The sequence below is a fragment of the Marinomonas ushuaiensis DSM 15871 genome (genome assembly GCF_000521805.1).
GTDB classification, from domain to species: Bacteria; Pseudomonadota; Gammaproteobacteria; order Pseudomonadales; family Marinomonadaceae; genus Marinomonas; species Marinomonas ushuaiensis.
The window spans coordinates 664,431-690,700 of the sequence record NZ_JAMB01000001.1 but is presented as its reverse complement, the minus strand read 5'-3'; the positions used below and the strand labels follow the sequence as shown (position 1 = coordinate 690,700).

The 26,270-nt window shown below is 42.8% G+C and carries 24 protein-coding genes; 10 read left to right on the top strand and 14 right to left on the bottom strand.

The window, feature by feature from the left end; all coding sequences use genetic code 11:
* Positions 1–21: 21 nt before the first annotated feature.
* Complete coding sequence (locus MUS1_RS03210; protein ID WP_036158917.1) at positions 22–306, bottom strand: DUF1289 domain-containing protein; 285 nt, start codon at positions 304–306, stop codon at positions 22–24.
* Positions 307–337: 31 nt separating this feature from the next.
* A complete protein-coding gene (locus MUS1_RS03205) occupies positions 338–946 on the bottom strand; it encodes an alpha/beta hydrolase (RefSeq protein WP_036158916.1) in 609 nt (202 codons plus the stop codon).
* A 256-nt stretch (positions 947–1,202) separates the two neighbouring features.
* Between MUS1_RS03205 and MUS1_RS03200 the strand changes: the two genes are divergently transcribed.
* From MUS1_RS03200 to MUS1_RS03190, 3 genes are all read left to right on the top strand, one after another.
* Positions 1,203–2,315, top strand: a complete 1,113-nt coding sequence (locus tag MUS1_RS03200) for an efflux RND transporter periplasmic adaptor subunit (protein WP_051436070.1) — start codon at positions 1,203–1,205, stop codon at positions 2,313–2,315.
* Positions 2,315–5,401 carry an efflux RND transporter permease subunit gene (locus MUS1_RS03195; RefSeq protein WP_036158914.1) on the top strand — a complete coding sequence of 1,029 codons (3,087 nt, stop codon included), beginning with the start codon at positions 2,315–2,317 and terminating at the stop codon, positions 5,399–5,401. The genes MUS1_RS03200 and MUS1_RS03195 overlap by 1 nt, the downstream gene beginning before the upstream one ends.
* A gap of 96 nt (positions 5,402–5,497) precedes the next feature.
* The gene (locus tag MUS1_RS03190) at positions 5,498–6,505 is read left to right on the top strand and encodes a LysR family transcriptional regulator (protein ID WP_036158912.1); all 1,008 of its coding nucleotides are present in this window, start codon (positions 5,498–5,500) and stop codon (positions 6,503–6,505) included.
* A gap of 20 nt (positions 6,506–6,525) precedes the next feature.
* Here the strand turns inward: MUS1_RS03190 and MUS1_RS03185 are convergent, their stop codons facing one another.
* Entirely contained in the window at positions 6,526–6,750 is a 225-nt protein-coding gene (locus MUS1_RS03185) for a DUF1653 domain-containing protein (protein ID WP_036158909.1), read from the bottom strand.
* 157 nt (positions 6,751–6,907) lie between these two features.
* Here MUS1_RS03185 and MUS1_RS03180 point away from each other — a divergent pair, with 157 nt between their 5' ends.
* The 4 genes from MUS1_RS03180 to astB all read left to right on the top strand — a co-directional run bounded on the left by MUS1_RS03180 (position 6,908) and on the right by astB (position 12,090).
* Positions 6,908–7,921, top strand: a complete 1,014-nt coding sequence (locus tag MUS1_RS03180; RefSeq protein WP_036158906.1) for an arginine N-succinyltransferase — start codon at positions 6,908–6,910, stop codon at positions 7,919–7,921.
* A gap of 260 nt (positions 7,922–8,181) precedes the next feature.
* On the top strand, positions 8,182–9,219 hold the full coding sequence (gene astA, locus MUS1_RS03175) for an arginine N-succinyltransferase (protein WP_036158903.1): 1,038 nt from the start codon (positions 8,182–8,184) through the stop codon (positions 9,217–9,219).
* A gap of 14 nt (positions 9,220–9,233) precedes the next feature.
* Complete coding sequence (astD, locus tag MUS1_RS03170) at positions 9,234–10,706, top strand: succinylglutamate-semialdehyde dehydrogenase (protein WP_036158901.1); 1,473 nt, start codon at positions 9,234–9,236, stop codon at positions 10,704–10,706.
* 37 nt (positions 10,707–10,743) lie between these two features.
* Positions 10,744–12,090, top strand: a complete 1,347-nt coding sequence (astB, locus tag MUS1_RS03165) for an N-succinylarginine dihydrolase (protein ID WP_036158899.1) — start codon at positions 10,744–10,746, stop codon at positions 12,088–12,090.
* Between the two features lie 47 nt (positions 12,091–12,137).
* Here astB and MUS1_RS03160 read toward each other — a convergent pair whose 3' ends face one another.
* From MUS1_RS03160 to cbiB, 6 genes are all read right to left on the bottom strand, one after another.
* Positions 12,138–12,470 carry a DUF1904 family protein gene (locus MUS1_RS03160; RefSeq protein WP_036158897.1) on the bottom strand — a complete coding sequence of 111 codons (333 nt, stop codon included), beginning with the start codon at positions 12,468–12,470 and terminating at the stop codon, positions 12,138–12,140.
* 86 nt (positions 12,471–12,556) lie between these two features.
* Entirely contained in the window at positions 12,557–12,964 is a 408-nt protein-coding gene (locus MUS1_RS03155; protein ID WP_036158895.1) for a DUF2914 domain-containing protein, read from the bottom strand.
* A 207-nt stretch (positions 12,965–13,171) separates the two neighbouring features.
* A complete protein-coding gene (gene gpt, locus MUS1_RS03150; protein WP_036158893.1) occupies positions 13,172–13,669 on the bottom strand; it encodes a xanthine phosphoribosyltransferase in 498 nt (165 codons plus the stop codon).
* Between the two features lie 31 nt (positions 13,670–13,700).
* Positions 13,701–14,219, bottom strand: coding sequence for a bifunctional adenosylcobinamide kinase/adenosylcobinamide-phosphate guanylyltransferase (gene cobU / locus MUS1_RS03145; protein ID WP_036158891.1), 519 nt, complete (start codon positions 14,217–14,219; stop codon positions 13,701–13,703).
* Positions 14,216–15,346, bottom strand: coding sequence for an aminotransferase class I/II-fold pyridoxal phosphate-dependent enzyme (locus tag MUS1_RS03140; protein WP_036158889.1), 1,131 nt, complete (start codon positions 15,344–15,346; stop codon positions 14,216–14,218). The genes cobU and MUS1_RS03140 overlap by 4 nt, the downstream gene beginning before the upstream one ends.
* On the bottom strand, positions 15,331–16,317 hold the full coding sequence (gene cbiB / locus MUS1_RS03135) for an adenosylcobinamide-phosphate synthase CbiB (RefSeq protein ID WP_051436069.1): 987 nt from the start codon (positions 16,315–16,317) through the stop codon (positions 15,331–15,333). Before cbiB ends, MUS1_RS03140 begins: the two co-directional genes overlap by 16 nt.
* An 85-nt stretch (positions 16,318–16,402) precedes the next feature.
* Here cbiB and MUS1_RS03130 point away from each other — a divergent pair, with 85 nt between their 5' ends.
* On the top strand, positions 16,403–17,899 hold the full coding sequence (locus tag MUS1_RS03130; protein ID WP_036158887.1) for a cobyric acid synthase: 1,497 nt from the start codon (positions 16,403–16,405) through the stop codon (positions 17,897–17,899).
* A 64-nt stretch (positions 17,900–17,963) separates the two neighbouring features.
* On the opposite strand, the gene MUS1_RS03125 is transcribed toward MUS1_RS03130, so the two are convergent.
* Positions 17,964–19,334, bottom strand: coding sequence for an MATE family efflux transporter (locus MUS1_RS03125; RefSeq protein WP_036158884.1), 1,371 nt, complete (start codon positions 19,332–19,334; stop codon positions 17,964–17,966).
* Between the two features lie 267 nt (positions 19,335–19,601).
* Here MUS1_RS03125 and MUS1_RS03120 point away from each other — a divergent pair, with 267 nt between their 5' ends.
* Positions 19,602–20,516: a LysO family transporter gene (locus MUS1_RS03120; RefSeq protein WP_036158883.1), complete on the top strand. Its 915-nt coding sequence runs from the start codon at positions 19,602–19,604 to the stop codon at positions 20,514–20,516.
* A gap of 517 nt (positions 20,517–21,033) precedes the next feature.
* Positions 21,034–21,735: a BamJ family beta-barrel-assembly machinery protein gene (gene bamJ, locus MUS1_RS03115; RefSeq protein WP_036158880.1), complete on the top strand. Its 702-nt coding sequence runs from the start codon at positions 21,034–21,036 to the stop codon at positions 21,733–21,735.
* Positions 21,736–21,842: 107 nt separating this feature from the next.
* Here the strand turns inward: bamJ and pseI are convergent, their stop codons facing one another.
* From pseI to pseC, 4 genes are read right to left on the bottom strand one after another with little or no spacing between them, the layout of a single operon-like run.
* Positions 21,843–22,898, bottom strand: coding sequence for a pseudaminic acid synthase (pseI, locus tag MUS1_RS03110; RefSeq protein ID WP_036158879.1), 1,056 nt, complete (start codon positions 22,896–22,898; stop codon positions 21,843–21,845).
* Between the two features lie 7 nt (positions 22,899–22,905).
* Positions 22,906–24,429, bottom strand: coding sequence for a UDP-2,4-diacetamido-2,4,6-trideoxy-beta-L-altropyranose hydrolase (gene pseG / locus MUS1_RS03105; RefSeq protein ID WP_211236415.1), 1,524 nt, complete (start codon positions 24,427–24,429; stop codon positions 22,906–22,908).
* Positions 24,423–25,106: a pseudaminic acid cytidylyltransferase gene (gene pseF / locus MUS1_RS03100; protein ID WP_036158877.1), complete on the bottom strand. Its 684-nt coding sequence runs from the start codon at positions 25,104–25,106 to the stop codon at positions 24,423–24,425. The genes pseG and pseF overlap by 7 nt, the downstream gene beginning before the upstream one ends.
* The gene (pseC, locus tag MUS1_RS03095) at positions 25,106–26,269 is read right to left on the bottom strand and encodes a UDP-4-amino-4,6-dideoxy-N-acetyl-beta-L-altrosamine transaminase (RefSeq protein WP_036158875.1); all 1,164 of its coding nucleotides are present in this window, start codon (positions 26,267–26,269) and stop codon (positions 25,106–25,108) included. The genes pseF and pseC overlap by 1 nt, the downstream gene beginning before the upstream one ends.
* Position 26,270: the final 1 nt, after the last annotated feature.

The following is a 26,270-nucleotide window of genomic DNA, read 5'->3' as shown; positions in this document are numbered from 1 at the left end:
CGATGTATTAAAGACTAATATTTAATCGTTAGTAAGTTCGAAAAGGTCTGCAATCAACTCGTCTTCCATTCCATAAGGTAAGTTTTTTTCTGAGTGAGCATCTAAACGCTCTTGTCTCGCTTTTAATAAACGAGAGCGGCGCTGCTTGCAAAGATCCAAAATATGATGGCGGGCTTCATTGGATATGGAAAACCACTGAAACCGTTCTTCACGGCTGCGTAAGCAACCTTTGCAAAAACCTTTCGCACTGTTTTCACAAATACCTTTGCAGGGACTCTCTATGACGAACAGCTCTATTTGTTCCATATATTGTCCACTGTATTTTCAGACCTGATAGTTATTGTGTGGCAAGTTGGAAGTCATACACTTCTTCTGGGGACAAAAAATACACTCTATCATCTGGCGCGGCGTCAAGAGAGAACCAGTAAAAACGCTCAGAAACCCCCATCTCTAAATAGAAATTCACATAAGCAGCATGCACTGGGTCAGCACTGTTTATATTCGCCGCTTTGATCTTAGTACCATCTGACCAAGCATGAACACCAACCCCTGCACCCCCACCAATAATTCTTTCTACTCCACCTAAGAATAGATCAACACCACCAGAAAGCACAAAACCGGTTGGCGCAATACGCGTATTCAAACCAAGGCGACGGATCAAACGCGCACCTTCCATCGTTGCTTGTTGGTCAAAAGAGCCATGAATATCGACTAAAACAAGATCTGTCACATTAGGGTTTTCTTTCACAAAGTTACTTAATCGATCAACCAGATCACTGCCTAATACACCAGACAAATAAGCCGTGTCATCTTTGACTTCGAAACTCAATCCACCAATAGAATTAACGTCTTTTTGGCCAGAAGGCACAGCACAACCTAATAACGAAAACGTCAGTAAAAACGTGAACAATCTAGTCACATACAAACGCATTTTTATAGTCTCCATGCAGTGCCTTATAAATTTAAAAAAATATAGTAACATTCCGACAGATTAGATCAAAACCTGTACAAAAACTTATTTAAAAAGCCCTCGAATAAAAGGACATCTAGGGAAAGCCATAATATCAATAAAAAAACATGCTAATCGCCAAAGATATTCCCTATAGGTATATCTTTAATATATATTAAAAAATTCATATCCTAGTGGAAGAGATATAAAATACTTTCATCTTATTATTTAGAAAAAACTTACGGAGCAATGAATGAATCGCGTAAAGCGCATAAATATGATGGCCAGTGTTGCAATAACCACAGCGCTACTAATCACTGGCTGCTCATCAAGTGAAACAGACGTCACTGTAGAAAAAGAAATCATTCGTCCTGTCAAACTACTCACCATAAAATCAACCGATGCAATCAATATTCGTCGCTTCCCTGCAGAATTACAGGCAAGCGAAGAAGTCGATTTAGCGTTTCGTGTTGGTGGCCAGATCATCAAATTAGATGTAACGTCTGGACAACGCGTTAAGAAAGGCGATTTATTAGCGACCCTTGACCCTACTGATTTCCAATTACAAATTGAATTAGCCCAAGCAAATCAGAAATTAGCAGAAGCTCAATTCAAACGTATTCAGACCATGTTAGAACAAAATGCGACGACTCATTCTCAATACGATTCTTCCAAAGCGACATTGGATCAAGCAAACAATGCCCTTCAAACGGCAAGAAACCAGCTTAAATACACCAAGGTTTATGCGCCTTTTGACGGTGTGATTGCTTCCGTCGACACTGAGGAATTCCAGTATGTCGGCGCGACACAAAAGCTGATGCACATTCAAAATATCGACAAATTAGAAGTTGATTTCCAAGTCCCTGAAGGCCTAGTAGTCAGCATTCGTTCGACCAAAGCAGACTACGCACCAAGAGTCATTGTCGATGTTGCTCCTGACGACAAATTATTCGGCACTTATAAAGAACACAAAACGACGCCAGACCCAAACACCAAGGCGTACGATGTGACTTTAAATCTAATACGAGAAGGCAATAAAGAGCACACGCTTTTACCTGGTATGACAGCCAATATTGATATGGACTTAAACCAACTTTTAGGTGAAGTAAAACATTTTTCTGTTCCCGTTGAAGCCGTATTACGCCACGAAAATACAACAACAGGGCTGTCAGAAAGCTCGGTTTGGATTTTTGATGAATCAACTCACAAGGTAACATCACGCGCAGTGAAACTGGGTGTTTTACAAGGTGATTCTATTGAGATTTTAGAAGGTCTTAAAGAAAACGATCGTGTTGTTACAGCGGGGGTTCACACTCTTACAGAATCAATGCAAGTTCGTCCTTGGACACGTGAGAGAGGCCTATAATGGATATTGCAGCGTATTTCATGAAGCGCAAAGTCACCAGCTGGATGGTGACCTTGATTCTTCTGATTGGTGGTGCATTGGCTTTCACCAGTCTTGGTCAATTAGAAGACCCTGAGTTTACGATCAAGGATTCCTTAATCATCACGACTTACCCAGGCGCTTCGCCAGAGCAAGTGGAAGAAGAAGTTACCTACCCGATTGAACGTGAGCTTCAAAATCTACCTTATGTGGATAAAATTAAGTCCACTTCAAAAGCTGGCTATTCAAAAGTTCAAATTACCATTAAAGACACTTATCGCGCTAAAGAATTAAAGCAGATTTGGGATGAAGTCCGTAAAAAAATCCGTGATATGTCTGGCAGCTTCCCCAGTGGTGTAAGTACACCTATGGTTTTGGATGACTTCGGTGATGTGTATGGTGTCATGCTTGCCATTCATGGTGAGGGCTATCCGTACAAAGACCTGGAAAACTACGTTGATTACATCAAACGTGAACTGGTTTTGGTTGATGGCATCGCTAAAGTAAGTGTAGCGGGTGAGCAAAACGAGCAGGTTACGATTGAAATCTCACGTTCTAAATTAGCCAACATGGGGATTGCACCTAGCCAACTTCAAACCTTATTAGCAAACCAAAATAGCGTATCAAATGCAGGGCGAGTTAAAGTGGGGAGCGAATACATCCGCATTAGCCCAACAGGTGAATTTAACGACATTTCTGAATTAGAAAATCTGATTGTAGGTAAACCAATCGACGGCAATCTGATCCGCCTGAGTGATGTTGCAACAATTAAACGTGAATACGCCGATCCTCAATCTCATTTGGTGAATTTCAACGGTGCGAAATCCTTATTATTAGGCATCTCTTTTTCTTCTAGTGTAAACGTTGTAGAAATTGGTAAACACCTAGAAAAACGTATTGAAGAATTAAAATACCAACAACCAATTGGCATGGAAATGGATTCGATTTATTTCCAGTCAAAAGAAGTGGATCGCTCTGTTTCTAACTTCTTGCTGAACCTCGCAGAAGCGGTTGGTATCGTTATCCTCGTGCTATTGATTTTCATGGGCGTTCGTTCTGGTATATTGATCGGCTTGATCTTATTACTGACCATTCTTGGCACCTTTATTGTCATGGATTACTTCAAAATCAATCTTCAAAGAATTTCACTAGGTGGATTGATTATTGCGCTCGGGATGCTGGTAGATAACGCCATCGTTGTAACAGAAGGCATACTCATCGGCTTGCAACGTGGTATGACAAAAGTCCAAGCCGCAAGCTCTGTGGTAAAACAAACTAAATGGCCTTTGCTAGGTGCGACTGTCATTGCGGTTACCGCTTTCGCACCGATTGGTTTGTCACCAGACGCTGTAGGCGAGTTTGTCGGCTCTTTATTCTATGTGTTGTTAATTTCACTGCTCTTAAGCTGGATCACAGCAATCACATTAACACCCTTCTTCTGCGACCTGTTTTTCAAAGAAACCATAGCAAAAACAGACGCTAATGAAGAAAACCAAGAAGCAGTAGATCCCTACAAAGGTTTTATGTTCACAGGTTATAAATGGCTGTTAGACAAAGCCATGCATTATCGTTGGATCACCGTTGTCTTGTTGCTTACTTGCTTATTTACTTCAGGCTGGGCATTCCAATTTGTGAAACAAGCATTCTTTCCGCCGTCAACCACGCCTATGTTTTACATGGACGTTCAGATGCCAGAAGGCACACACATTGAAGAAACCTACGCCAAAGTATCCGTGATTGAAAAAGAGCTATTGAAAGATGAACGTATCGAATACGTAACATCAACAACTGGCCAAGGCACATTGCGCTTTATGCTGACGTATAGTGCAGAGCAAACGAACTCTAGTTACGCTCAGTTTATTGTCCGCACTAAAGACAAAGAGGTCATCCCGCAATTACTGACTGACCTTTATTTCAAAATGAAGGAAGACTATCCAGAATTAGAAGTGAAGTTACAACGTCTGCAATTAGGGCCAGCAAGTGGCGCCAAAATTGAAGCGCGTATCAGCGGACCCGATCCGAAACTACTGCGTCAATACAGTGCTCAAATCCAAGAAATCTATCGTGCCGATGGTGGATTGGAAAGCATCAAAGACGATTGGCGTCAGCCAGTTAAAGTGCTTCGTCCTATCTTTAATGATGCTCAGGCTCGTCGTTTAGGAATCAGTAAAACTGATTTGGACAATGTGTTGTTAACTAACTTCACAGGCTCCCGCATCGGCTTATACCGTGAAGGCACAGATTTATTACCTATCATGCGAACGGTTCCTGAAAACGAGCGATTGTCTATTGACCAAATTCGTGACTTACAAATTTACAGCCCGTCTTCTGGTTCGTACGTAACACTTTCTACCTTGGTATCTGGGTTTGAGACAACGTGGGAAAACCCGATTATCGAACGCCTAGATCGTAAACGTACGATTACCGTTATGGCAGATCCAAATATTCTCGGCGATGAAACGGCGATGGCTGTATTTGGTCGAATTCGTAGTGATGTTGAAGCCATCGAGTTAGCGCCAGGTTACAACCTAGAATGGGGTGGTGAATACGAAAGTAGCACAGACGCGCAAGCGAACATTTTCAGTGCCCTGCCAATGGGTTACTTGTTTATGTTCATCATTACCGTATTGCTGTTCAACTCGGTTCGTGTGCCACTGACAATTTGGTTCTGTGTGCCATTGGCCTTGATTGGTGTCTCTACTGGATTACTTGTGATGAACTCAGCGTTTAGCTTCATGGCATTGCTGGGCTTCTTGAGCTTATCCGGTATGACAGTGAAAAACGGTATCGTACTCGCCGATCAAATCAATTTTGAACTTGATCAGGGCACCGAAAAATACGAAGCGATTTTCAATTCTGCCGTCAGTCGTGTGCGCCCTGTTTGTATGGCCGCCGTGACAACGATTTTGGGTATGATTCCATTATTGTTCGACGCCTTCTTTGAAGGGATGGCCGTGGTTATTTCGTTTGGATTAGGGTTTGCGACCATCTTAACTCTGATCGCTGTCCCTGTGTTTTATACGCTTTTATTCCGCGTAAAATACCGACCGCACAGTGAATTTGATTAATCAAAATTAAATCAACCCTTGCTGTAAATACCAAAAGAGCTTTGACGTAAATTACGTCAAAACTCTTTATTTATAAATAATGCTATTGAGAAGATTATGCAGCTAGACGACATCTTAAAATTAGACATTAAGCTACTCGTCGCCTTTGTCACTATTATGGAAGAAGGCAGCGTATCAAGAGCCGCAGAGAAACTAGGCGTCACTCAACCAGCTCTAAGTAAAAGTTTACAACGATTAAGAGACCTATTTGATGATTCTCTTTTCACTCGACAAGCTTATGGTTTAACGCCCACCGCAAGAGCAAGTGAATTGCATGAGCTTATTCAGCCAATCCTCAGTTCATTATCTAAGTTAATGACACCCAACATTCTGGATATTAAGAATTTAAATAGAAAATTTAAATTACGTGTTGATGAAAGCGATCTAGAACACTTCATTGAGCCTTTATTGGCTGTGTTGCATTATGAAGCGCCAAAGCTACAACTGTCGCTTACATCTTGGGGCGAAACTCAATTTGATCAACTAACCTCTGGCAATGTGGATTTAGGCATCAAATGTATCAATGACACACCCAGTAATATTCGTAATAAATTAGTCGGCTATATGGAAGCTTGCATTGTACTTAGCGAAGCACATCCTTTATTCCATAAAACGTCTGTGACATTGGAGGAGTTACTTGAACATAGGTTTGTCACTCACCACTTGGGAAACTCCCAAAGCAGTACCTTTGCAAAGACCCAACAGAAATTAAAGCAGCAAGGCTACCGACTTGATCCATCATTAGAAACAGACAGCCTAATGGTCGCTATGCAAGCAGTAAAACGCGGTATGGCACTCGTTGCCTCACGCTCTATTGGCGAACTGTTTATCAAAATCATGGCATCAAAGGCAACTACGGAACAATGCTCTAAAATGAATTTCCATCCAGTGAAGCTTTTACCCGTCCCAAAAGAAGTCATGGAGGTAGATGAATATAATGGACTTCACCCCATTTATATTTTCTGGCATGAACGTTTTAATAACGACCTAGCTCATCGCTGGTTAAGGGAAAAAATCATTCACTTTATGCGTCAATCACCGTGGATGCATCCGCCTAAACAATGATGATGGGCCATTAACCTACATCACGAACCTGCGTCTCGCTCGGCTCTAATCCATTCGAAACGCGGGATGCTTTCTTGGTTAATGACAACCGTTTCTTTAAACATCGTCAAAGGTCTTGCCCACCAGCCAAACTCGCCATACAAGGCTTGATAGATCACCAATTTCTCTTCGGTTTCACTGTGTTTCACCACACGTTCAACCCAATATTCTGCACCTTTATAATGTTGATAAACGCCTTGCTTCATACCTTAACTCTCTATACTTTTAAAAAATCGACAAAAATACGCCAATATTTAGAAAAAACTGTCGCGAATTCGAAAGTTTAACTCTTACGCCTTTTCTATAACTCAGCAATAATACCAAACATATAATCACCTCATTAACCGATATCAGGATCTTCCTATGTATCTAGTACGCCCTGTGGATTTTGCTGATCTTCCTGCACTAGAACGTCTTGCTCAACAGGCTGGCATTGGGATTACTAATTTCCCTGCGAACAGAGACAGATTGAACGATAAAATTGCCTCTTCACGCCGCTCTTTTCAAACTGACGTCGTTCAACCAGGGGATGAATCCTACTTGTTTGTTCTGATTGATACCAGCACAGACGACATCGTTGGTTGCTGTGGAATAGATGCCATGGTCGGTGTGGATACGCCTTTTTATAGTTACCGCATTGATGAAGTGGTTCATGCATCACCACAGCTGCAAATTCATAATCGAATTCCAGCGCTCTTCTTATGCCACGACTACAGCGGCACAAGTCGTCTTATGGCATTAGTCGTCGACAAGGCTCACCAAAACCAAACCGCCATGTCTTTGTTGTCAAAGGCGAGATTACTGTTTATCGCCCGTTATCCGGAACGCTTCACTAAGCGCCTATTTGTAGAATTACGTGGTGAAAGTGACAAACACGGTTATTCCGCCTTCTGGGATGCCCTTGGAAAACATTTTTTCTCCATGGACTTCCAAAAAGCAGACTATCTTTCAGGTGTCACTAATAAACATTTTATCGCGGATTTAATGCCACGCTACCCAATTTATGTACCAACACTTCCAGAAAATGCTCAAGATGTTATTGGTGTGATTCATGAAGACTCTAGCCAAAGCGCAGATATATTGATGGATGAAGGATTTGAATTCCGTGGCTACATAGACATTTTTGATGCTGGACCAACTATTGAAGCTCGTACAGAGAGCTTAACGACCATTGCCACTCAAAAAACAGGCAAAGCATTAACACTGACTGAAACATCAAAAGGCGCGATGCACATTATCTCAGCCGGTCATTTAGAAAACTTTCGCGTGACAGCGGCTCCTGCTGAATATCAAACAGCAGGCTTAGGGCTCGAACAAACAACCCAAGAGCGATTGGCTATTTCATCTGGTCATAAGATTCAGTGGGCCAAACTTTAAACACTATTAGAGGCCTTTGCACGAAGCAACGAGCGAAGTTAAGACAAGGCAAAAACAGACGAGAAAACCGAGTTTATGGGTTATAAATGAGTATTTTGAGCCTGTTTTTAACAAAGTATTAGCAAGCGCAGTAGTCGTGCAAAGGTTTCTATTAAATTATGTCTTTTACGTTGCAGTATTGATTAAAAAAGAGCGCTTAAACAAATGTGTCTCCCAATAATTCTTACTGCAGCCCTACTGAATTCTAGAGGATTTCAATCATGATGGTCATACGCCCTATCAATCAAAATGACCTAAAGTCGCTTTATCGACTGGCAGATAAAACAGGGATAGGTTTTACCTCTTTGGTCGCAAACGAAGCTATTTTACAAAAGAAAATCGACGGGGCTGTTCGCTCTTTCTCAACAGAAAATATCAGCAAGCCAACAAACGAAGATTATTTAATGGTGCTTGAAGACACAACCACAGGCGATATTGTCGGTACATGCGGCATATTAGCAACCGTTGGTTTAGAAGAGCCTTTCTACAGCTATCACTTAGGTACAATTACTCACGCTTCAAGAGAACTAGGCGTGCATAATGCGGTTCCGACTCTTATTTTGAACAACGATTTCACCGGATTCAGTGAGATTTGCACGTTATTTTTAGAGAAAGATTACCGTCACTCTAAAAATGGACAACTACTTTCTAAAGCACGCTTCATGTTTATGGCGCAATTTCCTGAACGCTTCACAGAAAAAGTCTTTGCTGAAATGCGCGGCGTGAGCGATGAGAAAGGCATATCGCCTTTATGGGAAAGCCTTGGCCGTCATTTCTTCTCAATAGATTTTGTACAAGCTGACGAACTTACCTCTCAAGGCAATAAACAATTTATTGCTGAGTTGATGCCCAACAATCCTGTTTACGTCAACTTACTGCCGCAAGAAGCTCGCGATGTTTTAGGTCAAGTTCATACCAACACAGTTCCGGCTCGCCGACTTTTAGAACAAGAAGGTTTCCGTTATGAAAACTATGTGGATATTTTTGATGGTGGCCCAAGTTTAGAAGCCAGAGTTCAAGACATTCGTGCGGTTCGAGACAGTCGTTTATGCCTCGCTAACATTGGCAAACCAAACAGTGTGGGTGAAGGCCCTTATTATCTTGTCTCTAACACCAAAGTGACTGACTTCCGCTGTATCTTAATTCAACGTTCGATACCGTCAGACACTGTTATAACATTAACCCAAGAAGAAGCAGACAGCCTTTGTATTAAAACCGAAGATGCCATTCGCATCGTCGAATTATCACCTAATTCTTAAAAGGAGTGATCACCATGAATCAAGCTCACTATATCAATGGTCAATGGCGACAAGGCGAAGGCAATATTTTACGCTCTATCGACCCTGCCGATGCCAGTCTAGTATGGCAAGCCAATACCGCCACAGCTCAGCAAGTTGACCTAGCCATTCATGCCGCACGTGATGCTTTTCCAACATGGGCAAACCGCCCTCTTGAAGAGCGCCTTGCAATCATTGATGCCTTTGCAGCCTTAGTGAAAGAAAACAGTGAAGCCATCGCAACGGTCATTAGCCGAGAAACAGGTAAGCCAATTTGGGAAACACGTACCGAAGCGGCGGCAATGGTGGGTAAAGTGGCCATTTCAAAACAGGCTTATCATGAACGCACAGGTGAAAAAACCACCCCTATGCCTGGGGCAACAGCGAAATTACGTCATCGTCCACATGGTGTTGTCGCTGTATTTGGACCTTACAATTTCCCAGGGCATTTACCCAATGGACACATAGTACCAGCCCTTATTGCGGGTAATACAGTGGTTTTTAAACCAAGCGAACAAGCACCCGCAACATCGGATCTAATCATTCAATTATGGGAACAAGCCGGTTTACCAGCAGGCGTACTTAACATGATTCAAGGTGAACGAGAAACAGGTGTCGCACTGGCCAATCACCAAGGTATTGATGGTTTATTCTTCACAGGTAGCCCGCAAGTTGGCCATATTTTACATAAAGATTTTGCTGGGCATCCGGGTAAAATTTTAGCCTTAGAAATGGGGGGGAATAACCCTCTATTGGTTTCAGAAAAAATCTCTGACCAACGAGCAGCGGTTCATGAAATCATTCAATCCGCCTTCATTTCTGCCGGACAACGTTGTACCTGTGCACGTCGTTTACTTCTACCAAAAGGAGCGCTTGGCGATGCGATTTTACAATCCCTGATTACCGCAACGAAAGCGTTACGCATAGATCGTTTTGACGCTGAAGAACAGCCTTTCATGGGGCCAATTGTGTCAGCACAAGCCGCTGATGGTATGCTGCAAGCCTACCAAAAATTGCTAAAACTGGGCGCAGAACCCTTATTAGAAATGACTCGAGGTGACAGCCAAACTGGCTTTATTACGCCAGGCATTATTGACGCGACCAACATGCTGAACGATTTGCCGGATCAAGAATATTTTGGCCCTCTACTTACGGTGATTCGCTACAATTCATTAGATCAAGCCATGACCATAGCCAACAACACACAATTTGGTTTATCCGCAGGCTTGTTGTCGGATGATCAAGCCGAGTATGAGTGGTTCTTACAACACAGTCGTGCAGGTATTATCAATTGGAATCGTCAGACAACAGGCGCATCCAGTAACGCGCCATTTGGCGGCACTGGTGCCAGTGGCAACCATAGAGCAAGTGCTTACTACGCGGCAGATTACTGCGCTTACCCAGTTTCAAGTATTGAAGCAGACAGCTTAACCATGCCAGAAACACTTGGTCACGGTTTAACGATTTAAACCTTAGTTGTCATCAACAATGAACAGAGCAACGATTATGAATAAAGCAACAGAAGCCAATTTTGACGGTTTAGTGGGACCAACCCACAATTACAGCGGCCTTTCCTTTGGTAATGTCGCTTCATTGAATAACTCGGCTCGCGCTTCCAACCCAAAAGCGGCAGCAAAACAAGGCTTAACTAAAATGAAAGCCTTGGCGGATATGGGCTTTGTGCAAGGCGTCTTGGCGCCTCACGAGCGCCCACATATTCCTACGCTGCGCAAACTGGGCTTTACTGGCAGCGATGCAAATGTCTTACAACAAGTTGCAAAACAAGCACCTAAACTCTTAGCGGCGGTAAGCTCTGCTTCCTGCATGTGGACAGCCAACGCTGCCACCGTTTCACCAAGTGGTGATACAACTGACGGGCGCGTGCATTTCACACCCGCGAACTTGGTTAACAAGTTTCATCGTTCAATTGAACATGAAACCACTGGTGCTATTCTACAAGCGACCTTCAACAACGAAGCGCATTTTGCTCATCATCCTGCTTTACCAAGTGTTGAGCATTTCGGTGATGAAGGCGCCGCCAACCACTCGCGGTTTTGCGATCAGTATGGCGAACAAGGCATAGAATTTTTTGTTTACGGTATGGAAGCCTTTAATCACAACGCGCCACGTCCGATGAAATTTCCAGCTCGTCATACGTTAGAAGCTTCTCAGGCTGTTGCTCGCATCCATGGTTTATCTGAAGGACAAGTGGTTTATGCTCAGCAGAATCCAGCGGTAATCGACGCTGGCGTATTCCACAATGATGTTATTGCCGTCGGTAATCGCAACGCACACTTTTATCATCAAGAAGCGTTTCTTGATACCGCAAAAATGAAGCAAGATTTACAAACTGCTTGGGGAGAAAGAGCATCAGAATTGCACTTGATTGAAGTACCAAGCAATGCGGTTTCAGTACAAGATTGCATTAGCTCTTACTTGTTTAACAGTCAGCTATTAAGCCGTGGCGACAACGACATGGTGTTAATCGTCCCCGGTGAGTGTGAAAACAACCCTGCGGTTTGGCGTTACCTAAATGAATTAGTATCAGACAAGTCACCCATCACAGAAGTGAAGGTATTTGACCTCAAACAAAGTATGAGTAACGGTGGTGGACCGGCTTGTCTACGTTTACGCGTTGCGTTAACCGAAACAGAACGTAGTGCCATTAATCCAGCAACATTAATGAACAACGCATTGTTTGAACGGTTAAACCTATGGATAGACAAACATTATCGTGATGAATTGAGAGAAGCTGACCTAGCCGACCCTCAACTACTCATTGAAAGCCGCAATGCTCTGGATGAACTGACTCAGATAATGAACCTCGGCAGCATTTACGATTTCCAAAGATAACAACCCCCTGTGTCGGGATAAATCCCGACCCAAAATGATGATTAAACCTAAAAATGTTCGCCGTTTTCGTAATAATCTTTGCCTTGAAGATCATGAAACAAAACGGTGATATCTTGTCCTCTGTCGACAAGCGGTCGAAATAATTCTTCGAAAATCAAAGCGACTTTTTGCTTTATTTCATCACCTCGATCAAACCACAAAAAATCAAAAAATGGATACGCAGGAGAAGCACCACCAACAGCAAGATAAGTTGTTGATTGGTATTCAAGGGTAAAGTGGGAATTGGGGGTATCAGTTACTTCGGCTAAATTTTCAATAAGAATGTCGGACACAGACTCTAATTCGTCAAAGGCTATTCCGCGAACACGTATATGTGGCATAAATGCTCCTAACTAATCAGTCTAAGTAGCACATTAGCCACTCAAACAAGGTAAAGGCAATTCGAAAACCAAGCATGCCTTATTTTTTAATAGTCATCCACATAATCAAACGAGCGAGTTTCAATTATTTCGCCATCTTGGACAATTTCAACAGCCCACTTACCATCAAAGCCTGGCAATAAGCGCTTACTTGACCATACACGCCAGCGGTCTCCACCAATATCAAACGCAACTTCCGCCTGACTATCACCATCTAATGTCCAACGATGTACGACTCGTGTACCAGACATGTCTCGTAAATCAGTAAAAAAATACACCTTTTGGATTTCACCGTATTCGACTTTTACCGTAGGTCCAATATCATCAATTGGTTCTCTGTCGATAACATCTGTTGAAAATTGGGCTCTAGCGATTGTTCCTTCAGCCCATGCAGGAAGCGAGAATACCAACATAAGCGCACTTGCAACCATTGCTCTAACTAGTGTTTTACACATATTAAAACCCTTTTTTTGGATTGAGGTAATAAGAAACCAAACATTCTAAACGCATACCTTTTAGGCAAAAGGCTTTGCAAACAAATGACGTATTAATAAATTTAGCTTAAAAAAAATGCAATAAAAACGAGAGATTTGTATCGTTTGCAAGATCTCTCGTTTCATTTTGTAAAGCATCAATAAGGATAAACGCGAAAGGAATAGTGCTTACTTGCCTTGACGGTCGGCAAGTGGCGTTGAGAAAGTGTACTCCATATCCCAAGGGAAACGAATCCACGTATCTTGACTGACTTCAGTGACAAAAGTATCCACTAAAGGCTTGCCTGCAGGTTTTGCGTAAATCGTTGCAAAATGCGCTTTTGGCAACATTTCGCGAACTTTCGCTGCCGTACGACCGGTATCAACAAGGTCATCAATTAGGATGAAACCTTCGCCATCCCCCTCAACGCCTTTTAAGACATTCAATTCGCCTTGCTTTATAGCGCCTTCACCAGCTTCACCATCTTTGTAGCTAACAACGCAAATCGTATCGATCAAACGAATGTCCATTTCACGACACAGAATAGCAGCAGGAACTAAGCCGCCACGCGTAATCGCAATAATGCCTTTCCAAGGTCCTTGCTCAAGCAAACGCCAAGACAAAGCACGTGCATTTCTATGTAACTCTTCCCATGAAACAGGGAAATCTTTTGAATAAGGGGTCATTAAAGTTCCTACGATTGTATGCGGTCAGTTTTTAAGGGTGAGATTTTAACGGCATAGGTAGTCCTGCCGCAACAAAAGTTACCCGATTGGTCAATTTAGCCAAAGTTTGGTTCATTTCACCGGCTTCGTCAGCGAAACGTCTTGCCAGAGCGTTCATTGGTATAATACCCAAACCGACTTCGCTAGACACCAACACCAAGTCACCTTGGAAATTTTCAACGACTTTTAATAACGCGGATTTTTCTTCTGCCAAACGCGCCTCATCTTCTAAGCACAGTAAATTCGTCAGCCATAAGGTAAAGCATTCAACAATAACTGCTTGCTCTGGTGAGTTGAGCGACTCTAATACGCTCGCCAGCGCTAGAGGCTCTTCAATTACACGCCACTCGGAAGGACGGTTTTCCTTATGCAATTGGACTCGCTTTTCCATGTCGTCATCCCACACTTGGGAAGTCGCCACATAACACACAGGTTTACCTAATTGAGCGACTTGTTCCTGAGCAAAGGCACTTTTGCCACTGCGAATACCACCAAGGACTAAATGTTTCATCCTAGCTCTCCTCTTGTGAACTCGACACTTCCTGCGCTTTTTAATAGCCGAATAAGGGCTTTATCTAGCCTATCCATTTCGTCCATTGCAGGTAACGCCACACGAATCCAACCTTCGCCTAGTCGAGTATGAATACCAACCTGATGCAACAGGTTAAAAATCTGCTCTGCACATTCATCGCTATCCAGACGCCAAGTGATAAACAAAGAATTCACCACACTGTCTTGAGAATCAAAAATCGTATTGAATTTCGGCATCACTCGTTCAACAAAAGCCGCCTGACGTTGCTTTAAAGAGCCAAATGCTTGTCTTTGCCATTCAACATCAGCAAACGCCAAACTCACTAAATGCAAGCTCGGCGTGGCAACAGGCCAAGGCCCTATTAAATTTTTTAAAACCTTTTGCCATTTTTCAGCACAAAAAACAAAACCAACACGAGCACCAGCCAAACCAAAGAACTTACCAACCGATCTCAGCACAAATAAAGACTCAGGCCATTGGTCATGATTACATTGAGCCAACAAACTAAGCTCAGGGCAAGGATCAACAAAAGCTTCATCTACTATCAAACTCGCACCTTGTTGTTCTGCATGGTCAATCAAAGCCAACAGTTCATCATTTGTCACCCACTCTCCTGTCGGATTATTAGGCTGAATGATCACAGCAACAGCAAATTCTTGCTCGAGTAAGGTTTCAACCGAATCGTAATAGGCCAATTCGAATCCCCATTTTTGCCAAGCAAAAGCATGCTCTTGGTAACCGACTCGTGGCACCATGACAATGCTGTTTTTCAGCGCTCGGCTTTCTTTTACCAGAAGGTTTTCTTTTATTAACAAAGGTAAGGATTCAATAATATGCTGTGAACCAGCACCAAGAGCATTCGGGCGACGGCCATAATACTTTTCTGCAGAATCTAACAAAATAGCTTGGTCAGGCAACGCCATCCAAAGCTCAGGATCTATTATGGGAATCGGCCAAGGTTCACGATTACAGGCAGAAGACAGATCCAACCAGTTCAAGGCATCATCACCGACTTTTCGTTGCCAATAAGCTAGATCTCCACCGTGCTTCGGTGGTTGCTGGCTTAGATTAGTCAATAATTGATTAGATATTAGAACAGAAGACATATAATCAAACTCCACAAATACACGCTTTTATCCACCAGCAAGATAGCCAATTTTAAATCTTGGATTGAAGGCGTTTGGCTTTTTTCAGCATTTGGATTTTCAACACCCAGCACAGGACGCGTTTCCATTTTACCAAAATATGGCGCTTCGCCACCCAATTGAATACCTAATGCACCCGCGCCAGCCGCCATCACAGGGCCAGCGTTTGGACTTTTCCAACGTGCCGAAGGTTCACGCGCACTTTGAATCGCACCTTGCCAATAACCACAAGCGCCATAGGTATAAACAACCAAACGAGCAGGAAGATAATTCAACACATCATCAAAACGAGCCGCGAACCAACCGAAATGTAATAACTCGTCCGTTTTGTATCCCCACATAGCGTCCAACGTATTCGCCAATCGATACAGTAAAACGCCCGGCGCACCCAAGATTAAAAACCAAAAGATCGGTGCAAAAATCGCATCACTGCCGTTTTCCAAGACAGACTCAATGCCAGCTTTTGCCACGTCAGACTCACTCAGGTTTTCCGTGTCTCGGCTAACGATTCGACTCACAGCGGAACGGGCATCTTCAATGTTATGTTTTTCGAGTGGATCAAAAATCGCTAAAGCGTGTTCCCGTAGACTTTGCCAACCGATGGCGAAATACAGCACGATGGTAGACAACACATTGTCGAGCCAATTTGGCAGAACCCAAAACAAAGCCATTAACATCACCAACCAAGGCACAACCGCCAATGACCAAGCCAATACACCTGCGCTGCGTTGTTGTTTTTCATCGTAATCCAAAGGCAACTTTGTATAGGTTTTACAGAGATCAACCCAACGGCCAAACCAAATCAACGGATGCCAGCTTTTCGGCTCCCCTAAGAGTCGATCCAATAACAAGGCCGCCAGTAGAATAAGGCTCGTGGTGGAGAAAACTGAGAAGAAACTATCAAAAATACTGTCTGAATTAGAAAGGATCATAAATATAGGTCGTTTTTTCACTTAACAAGACAAGAAGGTAAGGTAGAATTCTATCACCTTATTGATTTAAAGCGTGATGAACTGAATGCCAGCTTTTAGCTTAATGGTCCAAGGCACCACCTCGGACGCCGGAAAAAGTACTTTAGTCACGGCCTTGTGTCGTTTGTTTGCACGACGCGGAATACAAGTCGCACCTTTCAAGCCACAAAACATGGCGTTAAACAGTGCCGTAACAAACGATGGTAATGAAATCGGTCGAGCACAAGCAGTACAAGCCTATGCAGCAGGTTTAGAACCTCACGTAGACATGAATCCCATTTTACTAAAACCAAACACAGACACCGGCGCACAAGTCATTATCCAAGGCAAAGCCATTGGTAACATGAATGCTGTTGGCTATCACGAATACAAAAGTATCGCCAAAGAAGCCGCGCTGGAATCTTATTATCGACTTGCCGAACAATACGAAGCCGTGCTGATCGAAGGCGCTGGCAGTCCAGCTGAAATCAATTTACGCGCGCGCGATATCGCCAACATGGGGTTTGCAGAAAGCATCGACTGCCCTGTCATCATCATTGCAGACATCGACAAAGGCGGCGTGTTTGCGCACCTCGTTGGCACACTGGATTTACTCAGCCAAAGTGAACAAGATCGCGTCATTGGCTTTGTCATCAATCGTTTTCGTGGTGATATTAGCTTACTGCAATCCGGTTTAGACTGGCTAGAAGAACGCACAGGAAAACCCGTTTTAGGCGTTTTACCTTACCTCACAGGCTTCCATCTTGAATCCGAAGACGCCGTCACAAAAAGCCCAATCAAAACGGACACCGACACGAAACTCAACATTGTCATTCCAATCATGCCACGCACCAGTAATCACACAGACTGGGACGCGTTACGCCTTCACCCTGATGTACAAGTTACCTTGGTTGGCGCAAACCAACCGATTCCACCAGCAGATTTAATCATCTTACCCGGTAGCAAAAGCGTACAAAGCGACCTCGCTTTTTTACGTGAACAAGGTTGGGAAAGCTATCTGAATAAACATCTTAGATACGGTGGAAAGGTGATTGGGATTTGCGGTGGCTTTCAAATGCTCGGAGACACTCTGCGAGATCCACTTGGGTTAGAAAACAAAGATATGAACACAGACGCCAAAGGCTTTGGCTTTATTCCCATGGAAACGGAACTCAAAGAAGAGAAACAACTCAAACAACGCCAAGGTACTCTCAACCTAGACATTTCCAACCTAGGCAACCATATTAGTCAGCTTACTGGCTACGAAATACACTCAGGAGTGTCCCGCTTCTCGAATAAAGTAAACCACTTTGCAACGTTAGAAAACGGTGAACTCGAAGGCTTTGTCTCAGAAGACAACAAAATCATTGGCACTTACCTCCATGGCGTATTTGACCACCCAGAAGCACTCAACACATTATTAAAATGGGCTGGCGTCAACCAAGCCAACCATTTTGACTACGACCAATTCCGCGATAGCGAAATCAACCGACTCGCCGACAGCACAGAACAACACATGGACATAGATGCATTAATCAAACAATGTAAATCATTTCGCCCGTAGGCCAAACTAGCTAGGGAACGAGGCGTAATCTGGCGTTTCAATAACCAATATTCACATTGTTTAATTACGCGACTTCTCTTGGTGATCTAATACGTTTGCCTTCATATCGACGTAACACCACTCTAAAACGTAATATCAAAATGGTGGCTAATAGACATAACCCTGCACCTAAGCCGATATAAAAACCTCGTAACGATAAAGTTTCGGCCCAAGGGCTGTAGTGAGATAACCAAAAACCAAACGGAATACTCAAACCAAATAACGAAACACCAAACGCAATCATCGATGTGCGTGTATCCCGGAAGCCACGAAGCGCACCTGTAAACACGGTTTGCAGCATATCTGGAAATTGGTAACAGGAGGATATAAGTAAGATGCTGGCTGCCAAGGCCACGACTTCTTCATTGTTGCTGTAGATATAAGGAATTTGATTGTGAAAAAATTGCGTGATGAAGAAGCAAGTACATACGTAAGTTAAGCCTAACCACAAAATAACTCGAATGCGCTTTTTAACGCCTTCCACACCTTCTTTGGACATGGCTTTTGCAACTACTATGGCAGTAACCGCACTCATCGCCATCATAGGTGTGAATAGGAATGAGGTATAAGACATAACAATTTGGCCACCGCCCAACGCGAGGTCGCCAAACGAAGAAATCAACCAAGTCATGGAGGAAAACAACCCAACTTCAAACGCAAAAGCGAATCCAGCTGGCGCACCAACATTTAATAAGATCGAAAATTTTCGAGTATATCGCCAAACCAAGCGAGTGAACAAAGGCGTTTTATTAAGAAATCGGTCATAAACAAAAAACAAAGACACAGCCAAATACAAAGACAACAAAGACGCTAACGCTGCACCTTCTGCGCCCATTTCAGGGAAACCAAACTTGCCAAAAATCAGCACATAGTTAAACAGGACATTTAATACCAAACCGGTACTTGCCACAAAAAGTGGAAATCCTGGACGCCCTGCAGCTTCAAACAAGTTTTTATACGCTGTCATCAACGCCAACATAGGCAAAGCAGGAGCGAAGATATACAAATAATTCACGGAGACTCTACGAGTTTCCTCTTCTGTCGCCATCATGCTGGCAAGGTGAGGTAAAACAAACACGGTTAATAAGCTCGCCAATATGCCAAGCACAACTGACAACCCAATGGCTTGAGACATATAAAGATTGACAAGCTTAGGTTGTCGACCATGTAGATGGCGCGTCACCAAAGGCGTAATACCAAAGGTCACACCAATCAGAAAACAGCCAACAGGAAGCCAAAGGCTCGATGCAAGACCAACTGCTGCGAGATGCAAAGGACTGTAATGCCCTAGCATGATGGTATCAACTACGCTGATAGACAACTCCAACGTCATCGTCAGAACCATAGGAAACAATAAATGAAGCACTTCTTTCAATACAGGAAAACGCTTAACCACACATCACCGCCGACTATCCATAGAAAACACCCAAAACAGCCGAGCAATTTACCACCTATCACCCAACATTGCACAAAAAACCACGCCATTGATGCATCACAGATAGGGCGGAATGTATTCCGACATGAAATCCGATAGAGCTTGATGCATTATCGATTTTAGAATCGGCCGATGAATCCCACATCACATCCACACATATCATTGTATTTATTGAGAAATATCAGGACAATAAGGCGCAATTACACTCTGCTCTGGATGACTCTATACATGACTATTCTCGCGACGCTTGGCCCTTTGCTCATCGCCCTACTTTTTGGTTATTGGGTTAATATCAAAGTATTTTCCCCTGCCCGCGTCGCAAAATGGTTAGAACAACTGGTTTACGTCATCTTAGGGTTAATTGGTTTTAGTCTTGGCGCGTTAGACAACCTTGCTGAAAAGCTTCTTGTTGCTGGTTACCAAGCTATTGTTATGTTTGTACTTATCAGCATTATTAGTTTATCAGGCTTGTATTTAAGCGGCTTACGCTTTGGCGGTACACACGCCGATCATTTATCACAGGAACCACAAACTAAACACAGTCATGCCTTGATAGACGCAGCTAAAACCATTGCTTGGGTCATTGCTGGTATAGTCATTGGTATATTCAGTAAAGACTGGATAACCGGTGTTGATGAACTGGTTACTTACCTTTTGTATTTCTTACTATTTTTGGTTGGTTGTCAGCTCAGGCAAGGCAATTACAAATTACGTAAACTCTTTTTAAACTCCCAAGGTGTGATCATTGCACTCGTCACCATAACTACGACATTACTGGCCGGTTGGGTTGGTAGCTGGGTATTAGGACTGACATGGAACCAAGGGCTTGCCGTTGTCTCTGGATTTGGCTGGTACAGTTTGTCGGGGATTTTAATCTCTGGCTTGGGTGATCCAGTATTAGGCACCACCGCATTCTTACTCGACCTTGGCCGTGAAATTCTCGCCCTTATGCTGATTCCTTTTCTTGCCAGATTAAACAGCCATATGTCAGTGGGTTATTCTGGCGCAACCGCAATGGACTTCACCTTACCCATGTTAGGAAAATTTCACGGTGCACAAATTATTCCTGTGTGTATTGCCAGCGGATTCATCATGAGTATTTTGGTTCCAATCCTGATTCCTTTGTTAATGGGCATAAAATAACAAGCAGCCCATTCCTGTTCCGTAGGGCAGATGAACGAGGTACGAGTGTGATCTGCCGTTGTGGCTTTGTAAAAATGTCAGAATTTCGTCAAGACAACTAAATAAACTCTGCTGCTTTAGCAAACACCGTCATGCTTGCGTAAAACCGATTGTCTATGACAAGAATTCAAGATTAATCTGGTTCTACGTTTTGTGTTTTGTGAAACCATTCTTAATAATTAAAGAAAGATCTTTTGGAACTCAAACAAGGTGTACAGGTGAAGGGGTCACTTTGATAAAGTGAATAACATAAAATTGGCATAAACCGCCTTACTTATGTTAGAACACTTATACTACAAAGGTACAACGGATCTGGTTTTACAAAGCACAAAGCGTATATCATTGTTTCCGCTTTGTTTTCGCGCCATAATTTTCGCGCCATAGAATGCTTGGCTAAATACCGTATACAAATTAAACTCCGTCTTAATGCTTACATCACTAAGTGATTAAATACTCAATAATAATGGAATAATTTCTTATGAAAAAAACTCTTATTGCGGCGCTGGTTATGTCATCAGTTTCTTTTGCGTACGCTGACGACTCAATCAAACTAGACACGAAAGAGCAACGCCTTGGCTACAGCATTGGTACTATGTTTGGTTCTCGTATGACACAAGACTTCTCTGAATTGGACATGGATACCTTCATGGCTGGTTTCCAAGATGCTTTTGCTGGTAAAGACGGTCAAATGACAATGGATGAAGTGACACAAACTATCCAAGCTTATCAGCAAGAACAAGCAGCAGTAGCTCAACAAGAGCAAGAAAAGCTAAATGAAGAATCAAAAGCCGTTTCTGCAGCATGGTTGAACGAGAAAGAAGCCGAAGATGGCGTGAAGAAAACAGAATCTGGTTTACTGTATAAAGTTATCACAGAAGGCAAAGGCGACAAGCCAAGCGCAACAGACACGGTAGAAGTAGATTATGAAGGTAGCTTAATCGACGGCACCGTATTTGATAGCTCATACGAGCGTGGAGAATCTATCACCTTCCCATTGAGCGGCGTTATTCCTGGTTGGACTGAAGGCCTACAATTAATGCCGGTTGGTTCTAAGTATGAATTGTACATTCCAGCAGATCTCGCTTACGGCCCAGGTGGCACAGGCCCAATCCCAGCAAATGCCGCCCTTAAATTTGTAGTTGAACTGCATGGCATTCAAGAAGCAGATGCTGCGAAATAAGTGTAAAACTAGAGTTTTTAGTTAGTAATAAAAAATGGCCGTTATTTTCATAACGGTCATTTTTTTGAGTTCAGTCTTAATGTCTAAAAACATTACCACTCAGAAACTTACTTTTCTCCCAACATTTCCTCTGTCAGAGCCTCACCCGCTTTAAGATTTTTCTTTGCCACTGTCCCTATTACGTCATATAAATATTTAGGAGCCAAACCATAGCCCGGTCGGATGCTTTTGACGTTGTCGTGTGTAAACTCTTCACCTTCAGCAATGTCTTTGACCACATAAAGTGAACGCCTAAAGATGGCGTTGCCTTTTTCACTTTCTTTTCGTTCGTAGTTTACTTTCCCAAGTGCTTTCCAAGCGATTTTACTGTCTCGGCATAACTGCATTAATTCTGGTTTTTCTAAAGAGAAACTGTCGTCAGGGCCACCACCACTTCTATCTAAGGTAACGTGTTTTTCTATTAAACAGGCCCCTAATGCCACGGACGTTATCGCGGTTGTGTTGTCTATTGTATGGTCTGATAATCCAGTCAGCACATCAAATTTAGCGGCCATATCAGGTATGGTAACTAAGTTGTAATCATCTGATGGTGCTGGGTAACCACTGACACAATGCAACACCACAAGTTCTTTACACCCTGCATTTTTGGCTGTGTCTACGGCTTCTTGTATCTCTTCTGCATTCGCCATTCCAGTAGAGATAATCATCGGCTTACCGGTTTTAGCAACGTATTCAATAAGAGGTAAATCAATCGCTTCAAATGAAGCGATTTTATACGCAGGAGCACCAAGTGTTTCTAACAAATCAACAGCAGTAAAATCAAACGGCGAACTAAAAATCGTAATACCTAACGCTTCCGCTTTCTCAAACAATGGCTTATGCCACTCCCATGGCATGTGAGCTTCTTCGTATAAGTCATAGAGCGTTTTTCCATCCCATAACCCACCTTTAATTAAAAACTCAGGATTATCGCTTTTCATGGTGATCGTATCTGGTCGATAGGTTTGTAGCTTTATAGCATCCGCGCCACACTCCTTCGCCATTTCCATTATTTTATAGGCATTTTCTATACTGCCATTATGATTCGCCGACATTTCCGCAATAATATAAGGAGCGTAATTTGGGCCAATATTTTTGCCATCGATCGTAATAAATTTGTTCATATGTGTTTCACTCTATTGGCGGCCGAATATAATTTTCTTCGTCTATTTTTATATAGCCTGCGCGATGAAAAAGCGCATGGGACGCGGTATTTTCTTTAAGTACCACGGCATTGATAATAATACTTGGGTGCTGCTTGTCTAACATGCTCAAAGTTTGTTTTGCGATCCCTTTACCAAAATGAGTCGGTGCAATAAAAATAGAAAGAATATAGCTATTGTCACTGGTCATGTCCAAGCGGACAACACCCACAGATTCAGGGTGAACTTCGGCTAGGTTCACTCTTTCGATAATGTAAAAATAATCCTTTGAATTGGAAACTTTTCTTTCCATCCAAGCTTGATGTTCAACCAAGCTTGGCACGGATTTATTTAAAGCATACTGTCTTGTTTCAGGAGCGCACTGCCATTCAAAAACTTGCTGGGTATCCTTTAACTCAGCACACCTTAACCGCAGTACATCATCAAAAAGCAGTGGAATGTTTTTGATAATACGATCAACGCCTAAGCCATCACATAATTCCAGGTTCGTTTTTCTCATCTGAGCATAATCAGCCAATAGCTGTTGATATGCCTTCTTTAAATCATTATCAATGGAGCCTAGATCAACGCTAATTGCTGCACCAACATCAGAAAGCTTTTTACAAATAGTCAGTTGGTTATCAGCTAATGCAATGATAATGCTGGGTATGCCTAAACACGCTCGCTCCCAAGACGTTGAACCAGGAGCACCAATTGCCATGTCATATTGAGCCATAAATCCCGCCATATTTTCGACAAAATCAATGTGCGTCACCCAATCTTTTTCTTGCTCTGAAAAACGCTTAACTTGTTGATAATGAGGTGCACGAGCACTGAGTAAAACCGTAACCAAAGGAGGTTCACTGAAGTCACACTTCAATGCTTTCAAAACCTGTAATGTGGCATTAGGCGCATCCACACCGCCCATTGAAACCAATACGCGAGGTTTGTTTTTAAGTTCTTTACCTACAAGAGAATCAGTGTGAAGTTCAGCAAAATCAGGATGAATGATAGCGTAATCAGTACCAGATAGAATGTGAGCGGTAGGGTTTAATAACTGGTACTCGTTTGGGGTTCTTAATAATGTTTGATCGACAATCAGATCTGCAGCGTGCTCTCTAACTAAATCATCAATCACCATGATTTTACAACGATGCTGAGACTTAACGCTCTGGTGCCACTTGATACCAATGCCATAATGATCGACAACCACCAAATCCACATTATTTAACTGAGACATGCAGTCTTGTGCATCTTGCCGCTCATCAACCTGTAACCAAGCAGCATAATCGGCAGCTGTTGTCGGCTCTAACCAATGCGATGGCAGATTTAATTCACAGACAGAAAAACCACGTTGCTTAATAAGGCCAATAAGATCACCTTTTTGAGGGCGCGTAGCAAAAGTCACCGTATGACCCGCTCGCTTAAACGCATCAGCCAATACCAAACACCGCATCACATGACCGCTGCCTATATGCAAAGAAGCATCGGTACGAATAACAACCTTCAACATTCAATCACTCGATATAAAGCTTCTGCCAGCTCCCAGTCTTCTTGAGTGTCTATATCCTGCACTCTTTTACGAGGAAGAAGAACGGCCTTTGAATTCGAACTAAAGATAGGTTCTTTATTTAGAAATGCTTGTGCTTTGCCCCAATAAAACTGGCCAGCGTCGTGATACGCCTCTTCTAAATCCTGCGAGCGAGTATTTAAATGTTCAGGATGAAACATCTCGACTCTATCTTGCTGGTTCATTTTTAACGCACGCTGTATTGGAAATGCATAACGAGTCGCACTAAACACGTAACGGACGCTATCAATAAGCGCAGACAAACCATCTTGTACATCTGATACACGGATGAAAGGTGCCGTTGCATAGATACAACACGCGTTTTCAACATCCATTTGGTTTTGCTGACACCAAGTCAATGCATGGGCGATAACATCCAGCGTTGTTGCGTAATCATCAGATATATCAGCAGGTCGCATAAAAGGGACAGTTGCACCATATTGCAAAGCAATGGCGGCGATCTCTTCATCATCCGTCGATACAATCACATCATCAAAGCAGCCGCTCTTTAAAGCCGCTTCTATAGAGTAAGCAATCATAGGCTTACCATGAAACGTCTTTATATTTTTTCGTGGAATTCGTTTACTCCCACCACGAGCAGGAATGATGGCTATATTCATTACTTACTCATTACAATATCGGTTAATTTACGGATGACCTCGTCTTGCTGTTCATCTGTCATGCCATGAAACATAGGCAAGGAAATAGCATTCGTGTAGTAACTTTCAGCGTAGGGAAAGTCGCCAAGCTTAAAACCCATTCGTTGATAATAGGGCTGAAGGTGAACGGGAATATAGTGCAGATTAACACCAATACCATTGGCTCTGAGTTCATCAAACACGCCTTTGTGTGTTTTAGAAATCCTAGATAAATCTAAGCGAATTACAAATAAGTGCAGACCAGAATAGGAGTTGGGTAATTGATAAGGCAAGGTTATTGGCAAATCATTAAGCTTTTCATAATAGCGTGATGCCAAACGATGACGAGTCGCCACGAACGCCTCTAACCGCGCAATTTGAGAGACACCCAGAGCCGCTTGTAACTCCGTCATGCGGTAATTAAAACCTAAATCGATCTGTTCATAGTACCAGCTGCCATGGGGCGTATTCTCCATTAACGATTTATCTCGCGTAATTCCATGGCTTCTATAAAGCGCCATTTTATTCGCAAGTGTTTCATCATTAGTCAATGTCGCACCGCCTTCAGCAGTCGTAACTATTTTGACAGGATGGAAACTGAATACCGTAATATCACTGAATTCACATGAACCGATTGGACTGTCTAGATAACGCCCACCAATAGCATGGGAAGCGTCTTCGATCACCTTGAAACCGTATTCAACCGCTAACGCATGAATCGCTTTCATATCACATGGTTGACCACATAAATGCACAGCGACCAATACTTTAGGCAAACGGTTTTGTTTCTTGGCTTCTATTAGTTTGAGCCTAAGAGCCTGAGGACATAAATTATAAGTTGCTGGATCAATATCAACAAAATCAACCTCTGCACCACAATACAAGCCACAATTAGCCGACGCGACAAAGGTAATAGGCGTTGTCCATAATATATCTCCCGCGCCTAACTCAAGAGCCAAACAAGCAATATGCAAAGCAGAAGTGGCACTGTTCACTGCAAGGGCATAATTCGCGCCGGTTGCATTTATCAGTGCTTTCTCAAAAGCGGGCACCTGTGGCCCTTGCGTTAAGAAGTCTGATTTAAGTACCGCCACAACCGCATCAATATCGGCCTGAATAATATCCTGCTTGCCGTAAGGTATCATG

What these genes read in the sequence shown, in the direction of transcription:
- cobU (WP_036158891.1), bottom strand. Translation starts at nt 14,219, where the DNA reads ATGAAACATTTAGTCCTTGGTGGTATTCGCAGTGGCAAAAGTGCCTTT.
- astD (WP_036158901.1), top strand. Translation starts at nt 9,234, where the DNA reads ATGAATCAAGCTCACTATATCAATGGTCAATGGCGACAAGGCGAAGGC.
- MUS1_RS03160 (WP_036158897.1), bottom strand. Translation starts at nt 12,470, where the DNA reads ATGCCACATATACGTGTTCGCGGAATAGCCTTTGACGAATTAGAGTCT.
- MUS1_RS03155 (WP_036158895.1), bottom strand. Translation starts at nt 12,964, where the DNA reads ATGTGTAAAACACTAGTTAGAGCAATGGTTGCAAGTGCGCTTATGTTG.
- MUS1_RS03120 (WP_036158883.1), top strand. Translation starts at nt 19,602, where the DNA reads ATGACTATTCTCGCGACGCTTGGCCCTTTGCTCATCGCCCTACTTTTT.
- MUS1_RS03190 (WP_036158912.1), top strand. Translation starts at nt 5,498, where the DNA reads ATGCAGCTAGACGACATCTTAAAATTAGACATTAAGCTACTCGTCGCC.
- MUS1_RS03180 (WP_036158906.1), top strand. Translation starts at nt 6,908, where the DNA reads ATGTATCTAGTACGCCCTGTGGATTTTGCTGATCTTCCTGCACTAGAA.
- astB (WP_036158899.1), top strand. Translation starts at nt 10,744, where the DNA reads ATGAATAAAGCAACAGAAGCCAATTTTGACGGTTTAGTGGGACCAACC.
- MUS1_RS03205 (WP_036158916.1), bottom strand. Translation starts at nt 946, where the DNA reads ATGGAGACTATAAAAATGCGTTTGTATGTGACTAGATTGTTCACGTTT.
- pseF (WP_036158877.1), bottom strand. Translation starts at nt 25,106, where the DNA reads ATGAATATAGCCATCATTCCTGCTCGTGGTGGGAGTAAACGAATTCCA.
- MUS1_RS03140 (WP_036158889.1), bottom strand. Translation starts at nt 15,346, where the DNA reads ATGTCTTCTGTTCTAATATCTAATCAATTATTGACTAATCTAAGCCAG.
- bamJ (WP_036158880.1), top strand. Translation starts at nt 21,034, where the DNA reads ATGAAAAAAACTCTTATTGCGGCGCTGGTTATGTCATCAGTTTCTTTT.
- gpt (WP_036158893.1), bottom strand. Translation starts at nt 13,669, where the DNA reads ATGACCCCTTATTCAAAAGATTTCCCTGTTTCATGGGAAGAGTTACAT.
- MUS1_RS03210 (WP_036158917.1), bottom strand. Translation starts at nt 306, where the DNA reads ATGGAACAAATAGAGCTGTTCGTCATAGAGAGTCCCTGCAAAGGTATT.
- MUS1_RS03195 (WP_036158914.1), top strand. Translation starts at nt 2,315, where the DNA reads ATGGATATTGCAGCGTATTTCATGAAGCGCAAAGTCACCAGCTGGATG.
- pseG (WP_211236415.1), bottom strand. Translation starts at nt 24,429, where the DNA reads ATGTTGAAGGTTGTTATTCGTACCGATGCTTCTTTGCATATAGGCAGC.
- pseC (WP_036158875.1), bottom strand. Translation starts at nt 26,269, where the DNA reads ATGATACCTTACGGCAAGCAGGATATTATTCAGGCCGATATTGATGCG.
- pseI (WP_036158879.1), bottom strand. Translation starts at nt 22,898, where the DNA reads ATGAACAAATTTATTACGATCGATGGCAAAAATATTGGCCCAAATTAC.
- MUS1_RS03185 (WP_036158909.1), bottom strand. Translation starts at nt 6,750, where the DNA reads ATGAAGCAAGGCGTTTATCAACATTATAAAGGTGCAGAATATTGGGTT.
- astA (WP_036158903.1), top strand. Translation starts at nt 8,182, where the DNA reads ATGATGGTCATACGCCCTATCAATCAAAATGACCTAAAGTCGCTTTAT.
- cbiB (WP_051436069.1), bottom strand. Translation starts at nt 16,317, where the DNA reads ATGATCCTTTCTAATTCAGACAGTATTTTTGATAGTTTCTTCTCAGTT.
- MUS1_RS03200 (WP_051436070.1), top strand. Translation starts at nt 1,203, where the DNA reads ATGAATCGCGTAAAGCGCATAAATATGATGGCCAGTGTTGCAATAACC.
- MUS1_RS03130 (WP_036158887.1), top strand. Translation starts at nt 16,403, where the DNA reads ATGCCAGCTTTTAGCTTAATGGTCCAAGGCACCACCTCGGACGCCGGA.